We start from the raw sequence: 6,508 nt of genomic DNA, 5'->3' as shown, positions 1-6,508 counted from the left end.
GCGTCAGGCGCGGGCCGCGTCCTGGATAAAGAACGTGGCGTCGGTCCGTCCGTTCCAGCTTTCGGCCCGCAGATAGCCCGCCATATGCAGCGCGGGCCGGGTGGTGTCTTCCAGCGTGGGGGTCAGGGGGTTGTCTTCGGCGCGGAACAGCAGCGCCTTGAGCCGCGCGCCGTTCTCGGCCCGCAGCAGAACGCGCAGGGTGTTGCCATCGCGCCCGATGCGGTCCGTGCGCACAATACTGACATGGGGCAGGGCTATCAGCGGTTCGGGGTTGCCCGCACCGAACGGGGCCAGACGGGCCATGTCCTGCGCCAGTTCGGGGGTAGCACCTGAAACGGCCACCACCGTGTCCAGGATCAGGTCAACCGTCTCGGGCAGGCTGGCGGCGTCTGGCAGGTGGGCGTTCAGGAAGGTGTGGAAGGCTTCAAGCTGTTCCACGGTCAGCGAAAACCCCGCCGCCATGGCGTGGCCGCCACCTGTCTTGAGCAGGCCAGCCTGCCGGGCGGCAATAATGGCGCTGCCAAGGTCCAGTCCCGTAACCGAGCGGCCCGACCCTTTTATGCTGCCATCGTCCAGTTCGGCCCCTACAAGCGTCGGGCGGTTGAAGCGTTCCTTGATCCGGCCCGCGACAATACCCACCACGCCGGGATGCCAGTCTTTGCCCGCCAGCAGAATGACCCCGTGTCCGGCTTCCTTCTGTTCGGCGGCGGCCAGCATGGCGCGGTCGAGAATTTCAGCCTCCACCCCCTGTCGGCGGCGGTTGACGGCATCCAGCCGCTCGGCCATCTGTCTGGCGTCCAGTGCGTCATCGCAGCGGAGCAGCCGCAGGCCAAGGGTGGCTTCGGCAATGCGGCCGCCCGCGTTGATTCGCGGCCCCAGCGCAAACCCGCACGAAAACGCATCGGGCGCCTTGGTCACGCCCGCGATCTCCATCAGCGCCACCAGCCCGGTGCGCTGGCGTTTTGCCATGATCTTGAGCCCCTGCGCGACAAAGGCGCGGTTCAGCCCCTGTAGCGGCATGACGTCGCATATGGTGGCCAGCGCAACCAGGTCGAGCTGGCACATCAGGTCGGGTTCGGGCCTGTCCGGGCCGAACCAGCCTGCCTGGCGCAGCACGCGTGCGGTGGCCACAATGGCCAGAAAACCCAGTGCCGCCGCACAGACCGACCCCAGCCCCGACGAACAGTCCACCCGGTTGGGGTTGACCGTTGCCAGAATGTCGGGCAGCGCTTCCTCGGACTTGTGGTGGTCCAGCACGATCACATCGGCCTGCGGGGTCAGCGGGTTCAGCACGCTGGTCGAGGTGGTGCCGCAATCCACACAGATCAGCAGCGTGGCGCCCTGGGCGATCATGGCCTGCAGGGCAGGGCCGTTGGGGCCGTAGCCTTCGGTCAGCCGGTCGGGAATATGGGTGTGGACCGTGCAGCCCAGCTCTTCGAAAAAACCTGCGACAATGGCGCTCGCGCAACTGCCATCCACGTCGTAGTCGCCAAAAATGCCCACGGTTTCGCGGTTCTGCACCGCGCGCGCCATGCGCGCGGCCGCGACGTCCATATCCGCAAGGCTGGACGGGTCAGGCAGCAGGGCCCGCAGGCGCGGGTCCAGAAAGTTGGCAGCCTGTTCGGGGGTAATGTCGCGCAGGGCCAGCAGGCGCCCCACAGGGGCCGGAACGCCCAGTTGCTGGGCAAGGGCTGCCCCCAGCCGTTCGACAGCAGGGCTTTCAGCCCCTGTCCGCCATGTCCAGCGTCGCCCGCTCAGGCTGTGCTCCACCCCCAGAACAGCGGGGGTGGTGTCGGCGGGGCGGTCAAGCACGGGCATGGGCTGAACGGCGCGGGGCTGCATGGACCGGAGCGCTTATTGCGGCGCCCAGGTCTTGGTGCGGAAGTTGTGGTGGCCTTCGATAAAGCGCGACGTGCCGGATTTGGAGCGCATGACCAGTGAATGGGTCACGGCCTGATGGGCCTCGTGCCGCACGCCACGCAGCAGCGTGCCGGTCGTGACCCCGGTGGCCGAGAACAGCACGGGCCCGGCTGCCATTTCGTGCAGGGTCAGCTTGCGGTCGGGGCTTTTGCCGGGGTTCATCTGCAGGGCGCGCTGGCGCTGTTCGTCGGTCTCGAACAGGAGGCGGCCCTGCATCTGCCCTTCCACGCAGCGCACGGCGGCGGCTGTCAGCACGCCTTCTGGCGCGCCGCCCGACCCCACGTAAATATCGACCTGACTGTTGTCGAGACACGCGGCAATGCCACCTGCTACGTCGCCATCGGTCAGCAGACGCACGCGGGCACCGGCCGCGCGGGCGCGGGCGATCATTTCCTCGTGGCGTTCGCGTTCGAGCGTGCACAGCAGCAGGTCGTGCACGGTCCGGCCCTTGGCACGCGCAAGGTTCTTGAGGTTGTTCTCGATCGAGGCGTCAAGGTCCACGACCCCTTCGGGCAGGCCGGGGCCGACCACGATCTTGTCCATGTAGATATCGGGCGCATGCAGGAAGTTGCCGCGTTCGGCCAGGGCCACCACCGTAATGGCGTTGGGCATGTCCTTGGCGCACAGGTTTGTGCCTTCGAGCGGGTCCACCGCGATATCCATGGCCGGACCGCCCGAACCCACTTTTTCGCCGATATAGAGCATCGGCGCTTCGTCCATCTCGCCTTCGCCGATCACCACCGTGCCGTCAATGGCCACCGTGTCGAAAGCGGTGCGCATGGCTTCGACCGCGGCGCCGTCAGCGTCGTTCTTGCGGCCACGCCCCGTCCAGCGGGAAGAGGCAAGGGCCGCGGCTTCGGTCACGCGTACCAGTTCCAGCGCCAGATTGCGGTCGGAGACGACAAAGGGGGATGGGCCAATAGGTTCAGACATCGGAATACGTGGTCCTTATCGTGACTGCGGGGGCAGGGGATGGAAGATGGACGGTTTCTTACGCCGTTTCGATCCGGATCATGACCGGGGTGTCCGTGACAACGCTCAGCGCGTCAATCTGGGTTACGGCGTCCTGCATGGCAGCCTCGGATGTCTGATGTGTGACCAGAACAAGGGGAACATAAGGCGCGCTGTCGGTTTCAGCCGGGTGCTGGAGCATGCTGCGCAGGGAAACCCCGCAGTCACGCAGCACGGCTGTAATATCCGCGATAACGCCGGGGCGGTCTTCCACCAGCAGCCGTAGGTAGAAAGCGCCGTGGCCCAGTGTGACGGGGGCCGCGCGCAAGGGCTCGCCCGCGTCGGCTTGCACACCCCATACGGGAATGGTGTGGCCCCGCGCGATATCGATCAGATCGGCGGTGACGGCACTTGCCGTGGGGCCAGCCCCGGCGCCGCGCCCTTCGATCATGATCCGGCCGACAAATTCGCCCTCCGCCACCACGGCGTTGAACACGCCATCGACCTGCGCAAGGGGGGAGTTCTGGGGCACCAGGCAGGGCGTGACCCGTGCCTGCAGGCCGGCATCGGTCACGTGGGCCAGGCCCAGCAGCCTGATCCGGTAGCCCAGCGCGCGGGCAAAGGCCAGGTCTTCCGCGCCGATGCGGCGAATCCCTTCCACATGCACGGAGTCGAAAGCCACTGGCTGGCCAAAGGCCAGACCCGCCAAAATCGTCAGCTTGTGGGCGGCGTCCAGCCCGTCGATATCGGTGGACGGGTCGGCCTCGGCATAGCCCAGATCCTGTGCGTCCTTGAGTACGGTTGCGAAATCCTTGCCGGTCTCACGCATGACGGTCAGGATATAGTTGCATGTGCCGTTCAAAATCCCGCCTACGCGCAGCAGGCGGTCCCCCGCCAGACCTTCGCGCACGGTCTTGATGGCGGGTATGCCCCCGGCCACTGCCGCCTCGAACAGCAAAGGCGCTTGGTTGGCGGCGCTGAGCTGCGCCAGCGCGGAGCCATGCAGGGCCACCAGCGCCTTGTTGGCGGTCACCACAGGCTTGCCAGCCGCCAGCGCCTGTTCCACCACCGCGCGGGCCGTGCCTTCCGCCCCGCCGATCAGTTCCACCACCACATCCACGTCCGGATCGGTGACGAGTTCGCGGGCATCCTCGTACCAGCGTAGCCCTGCCAGATCGACCCCGCGGTCACGTGTCCTGTCGCGTGCGCTGACCGCCACAACCTCGATAGGGCGGCCGGCGCGGGCGCGCAGCAGGTCGGCATTGGCGCGCAAAAGCTGGATCACGCCTGCGCCGACAGTGCCAAGGCCGGCAATGCCAAGACGCAGGGGAGTGGTATGCGCAACAGCGGAAGAAGTGCGGGATGTCACGGTGTAACAGACTCCGGTTTTTTCACGGATGGGGAGGAAACAGGCGCATTCACGCCATGGGCGGACATGAAACCGCGGATGGACCGCAGGGCCTGGCGCAGACGGTGGGTGTTTTCCACCAGCCCGATCCGCACATGGTCATCGCCATATTCGCCAAAGCCCAGGCCGGGGGCCACGGCCACGCCCGCTTCTTCCAGCAGCAGCTTGGAGAAGGCGACACTGCCCATGTCGCGGAACTGTTCGGGAATGGGCGCCCATGCGAACATGGAGCCTTCGGGGGAGGGAACGTCCCACCCGGCGGCGTGCAGGCCCTTGATCAGCACGTCGCGCCGGTCCTTGTACAGGGCGCGCAGATCGGCCACGCAGTCCTGCGGGCCGTTCAGTGCTGTGACGGCCGCAACCTGGATGGGGGTGAACGCCCCGTAATCGAGATAGGACTTGATACGGGTAAGGGCGGAAATCAGCCGTTCGTTGCCGGCGGCAAAGCCCACGCGCCAGCCTGCCATGGAATAGGTCTTGGACAGGGAGGTAAATTCCACCGCAATGTCGCGCGCACCGGGAACCGCCAGAATGGAGGGCGGCACGCGGTCACCGAAATAGATTTCGGCATAGGCCAGATCGGACAGGATCCAGATATTCTCGCGCCGGGCGAAGGCCACCAGTTCCTTGTAGAAATCCAGATCGGCCAGATACGCCGTGGGGTTGGACGGAAAATTGACGATAAGGGCCGTGGGCTTGGGTACGGAATGGCGTACCGCCCGGTCCAGGGCGCGCAGCATGTCCTCGTCCGGTGTTGCGGGAATGGAGCGGACGGACGCCCCGGCAATAATAAAGCCGAACTGGTGAATGGGGTAGGACGGGTTGGGCACCAGAATGGTGTCGCCCGGGCTGGTGATGGCGGAGGCCAGATTGGCCAGCCCTTCCTTCGACCCCAGCGTGACGATCACTTCCTTGTCGGGGTTCAGCCCGACATTGAACCGGCGTTCGTAATACCCGGCCACGGCCTTGCGCAGACCCGGAATACCCTTGCTGACCGAATAACGGTGGCTGCGCGGGTCGTTCACGGTTTCGATCAGCTTGCTGACGATATGCGGCGGGGTGGGGGTGTCGGGGTTGCCCATGCCCAGGTCGATAATATCCTCGCCACGCGCTCGGGCCGCTGCCTTGGCCTGGTTCACGGAGGCAAACACATAGGGCGGCAGGCGACGGATGCGGTGGAACTCTTCGGTCATGGACTTGGGTGCTTTGGCTGAGGGGGCAGGCCCCTTGATTGCGAGAGCGACTATAGTAATCGCCAAAATGGAACAGGCAACTCCTCGCGCGGGAAAAGCGTGTGGGCTGGCATGTTTTTTTCAGCATGGCAGCCCGGCATGCGTGCGACCGTGCGAGGAGTGGCCTTATAAGGTCGCACGGGGTGCGTCGCTGGGCCTGCGATGGCGGGCTAGGGGGTCGTACTGACCATGGCCCCCGTGCCGAAGGCGTCACCCCGGACATGAATGGCCGACGCCGGAACACCTCGGCTGACCAGTGCCTGCGCGACGCGCGACGCGCGTAAAAGCCCCAGCCTGACGGCATCGGCCTGGTCCTGCACGCTCTGCGACGCCGCATCTCCGAACCCGTGGACGTAAAACGGGCCATGCGGCGTGGTGCTGAGCAGTTTGGTGAACGTGCCGTCCTGCCCCGCCGCCAAAAGGTCCGACTGTGACACGAAGTGGAACGGCGTGCCCCGTACGTCCGTCAGGTCGTAATTGGGGTGCATGCCATCGGCCAGCCCGGTGTCCGACGGTACCTCATAGCCGGGGAAGGCCGGTGGAGTGGGCGGCGCATCGGGAATCTGCGGTATGACGACGGGCGGCTTGCCAGCCTGGTCGGCCTTTTTGCGCACCTCGGGCATGGCGATTTCGGGCTCGTCCTGTGCCGTGGTGTTTTTGGGCGCGCCTGTTCCCGGTACACTCGGCATGGGCAGTTCGGGGGCACCTGTTGCGTTCTGCGGTGCCGTGTCGCCTATCCCGGCCTTGCCCACCTGCGTTGCCGCTGCCGCAGGGGGTGGTGGGGCGTCCGCCGCATCCATGATCGCGCCGTTTACGCCGGGTGGCAGGCTGGGGGGGGCGGGCTGTCCGTTCGTGTCTTTTTGCGGTGTAGTGGCGGCATTGGGTGGTGGCGGCACATCGGGGTAGAGCGTGCCCGTGGACGGCATGGTGCGGTACGTCAGGTTCCGGTTGCGGATAAGCTGCTGCGTTAACAGGGTGCGCGCCTGGGGGGATGGCA

The 6,508-nt window shown here is 66.1% G+C and carries 5 protein-coding genes; all 5 read right to left on the bottom strand.

Translation table 11 applies throughout. From position 1 onward, the window contains the following. Positions 1 to 3: 3 nt before the first annotated feature. Positions 4 to 1,842 (bottom strand): single-stranded-DNA-specific exonuclease RecJ, encoded by a 1,839-nt coding sequence (gene recJ / locus ABF990_RS13755; protein WP_415500812.1) that lies wholly within the window; start codon positions 1,840 to 1,842, stop codon positions 4 to 6. A gap of 12 nt (positions 1,843 to 1,854) precedes the next feature. Next, the gene (gene glpX / locus ABF990_RS13750) at positions 1,855 to 2,853 is read right to left on the bottom strand and encodes a class II fructose-bisphosphatase (RefSeq protein WP_415492169.1); all 999 of its coding nucleotides are present in this window, start codon (positions 2,851 to 2,853) and stop codon (positions 1,855 to 1,857) included. 58 nt (positions 2,854 to 2,911) lie between these two features. Then, positions 2,912 to 4,240, bottom strand: coding sequence for a homoserine dehydrogenase (locus tag ABF990_RS13745; protein ID WP_415500813.1), 1,329 nt, complete (start codon positions 4,238 to 4,240; stop codon positions 2,912 to 2,914). Further along, positions 4,237 to 5,472: an LL-diaminopimelate aminotransferase gene (locus tag ABF990_RS13740; RefSeq protein WP_415492171.1), complete on the bottom strand. Its 1,236-nt coding sequence runs from the start codon at positions 5,470 to 5,472 to the stop codon at positions 4,237 to 4,239. Before ABF990_RS13740 ends, ABF990_RS13745 begins: the two co-directional genes overlap by 4 nt. A gap of 209 nt (positions 5,473 to 5,681) precedes the next feature. Beyond that, positions 5,682 to 6,508 (bottom strand): hypothetical protein (locus tag ABF990_RS13735; protein ID WP_415506649.1); only part of this gene is annotated, 827 nt, incomplete at its 5' end.

The sequence above is a fragment of the Acetobacter sp. genome, from assembly GCF_047723915.1.
Classification (GTDB): domain Bacteria; phylum Pseudomonadota; class Alphaproteobacteria; order Acetobacterales; family Acetobacteraceae; genus Acetobacter.
This window is presented reverse-complemented; position numbering and strand designations above follow the sequence as displayed.

Excerpts from the sequence above, each read along its gene's own strand:
- recJ (WP_415500812.1), bottom strand. The coding sequence starts at position 1,842 with ATGCAGCCCCGCGCCGTTCAGCCCATGCCCGTGCTTGACCGCCCCGCC.
- glpX (WP_415492169.1), bottom strand. The coding sequence starts at position 2,853 with ATGTCTGAACCTATTGGCCCATCCCCCTTTGTCGTCTCCGACCGCAAT.
- ABF990_RS13740 (WP_415492171.1), bottom strand. The coding sequence starts at position 5,472 with ATGACCGAAGAGTTCCACCGCATCCGTCGCCTGCCGCCCTATGTGTTT.